The organism is Sulfitobacter sp. HI0027 (genome assembly GCF_001634775.1).
Lineage (GTDB): Bacteria > Pseudomonadota > Alphaproteobacteria > Rhodobacterales > Rhodobacteraceae > Sulfitobacter.
Map to the genome: position 1 here is coordinate 1 of NZ_LWER01000294.1, position 471 is coordinate 471.

A 471-nucleotide genomic window follows, 5' to 3' on the forward strand; every position below is an offset into this window, starting at 1 on the left:
AAAGGGTGCCCCAGCAAGCCTAGTCTCACCCCCCTTCTCGCCCTAGAGTGCCCGCATATCTCAACGGGGCTCATTCTATGAATACGCGTAAAGGCATTCTTTTGGCGGGCGGCACAGGCAGCCGCCTCCATCCCATTACCTTGTCGATTTCAAAGCAATTGCTGCCGATCTACGACAAACCGATGATCTACTATTCCCTCTCGGTTCTGATGCTGGCCGGCCTGCGCGAGATTGCCATTATCACCACGCCCCAAGATCAAGAGCAGTTCAAACGTCTGCTCGGCGACGGAAGCCAATGGGGGCTCTCCTTGACCTATGTCACTCAAAGCAGCCCCGATGGGCTCGCTCAGGCCTATACGCTTTGTGAAGCGTTTCTGGATGGGGCGCCTTCTGCGATGGTCTTGGGCGACAATATCTTCTTCGGACATGGGCTGCCTGAAAGTCTCTCACGCGCGGCGGAACGCGGGCAGG

Annotated in this window: 1 protein-coding gene; it reads left to right on the forward strand. The window is 57.1% G+C overall.

Annotated features, from left to right (window positions below):
• Positions 1-77: 77 nt before the first annotated feature.
• A partial coding sequence (locus A3722_RS15690) for a sugar nucleotidyltransferase (RefSeq protein ID WP_150120517.1) occupies positions 78-471 on the forward strand: 394 nt, incomplete at its 3' end.